Genomic DNA, 419 nt, shown 5'->3' on the forward strand with positions numbered 1-419 from the left:
GCCCGAGGGCCGGCCCAGTTCGACGATCGCGCTCGCGTTTCGTCGCTGGCGGCGCTGCGTCCTGCATCGCCAGACGGAGTTTTCGTCTCCGCCAAAACAAACCGCGGCGCATCGCTGCGCCGCGGTTGGGTGTCCGATTAACGGCGCAGACCGAGCTTCTCGATCAGGGCCTTGTAGCGCTCGTTGTCTTTGCGCTTGAGGTAGTCCAGCAGGCTGCGACGGCGGTTGACCATCATCAGCAGGCCGCGGCGGCTGTGGTGATCCTGCTTGTGCTGCTTGAAGTGGCCGGTCAGCTGCTCGATGCGGGCGGTCAGCAGGGCGACCTGGACTTCCGGCGAACCGGTGTCGTTGGCGCCGCGCTTGTTGTCTTCAATGACTTTCTGGGTGTCGATCGACATGGTGTCTTCTCTATCTAGATG

1 protein-coding gene is annotated in these 419 nt (G+C 63.2%); it reads right to left on the reverse strand.

Going from position 1 to position 419, the window contains the following annotated elements; translation table 11 throughout:
* Positions 1-137: 137 nt before the first annotated feature.
* Positions 138-398, reverse strand: a complete 261-nt coding sequence (gene rpsO / locus JQK88_RS35800; protein WP_074866877.1) for a 30S ribosomal protein S15 — start codon at positions 396-398, stop codon at positions 138-140.
* Positions 399-419 lie beyond the last annotated feature (21 nt).

This window comes from Mesorhizobium caraganae, from assembly GCF_016836705.1.
Classification (GTDB): Bacteria; Pseudomonadota; Alphaproteobacteria; order Rhizobiales; family Rhizobiaceae; genus Mesorhizobium; species Mesorhizobium caraganae.

Coding starts and splice junctions, on each gene's coding strand:
- rpsO (WP_074866877.1), bottom strand. CDS start 398: ATGTCGATCGACACCCAGAAAGTCATTGAAGACAACAAGCGCGGCGCC.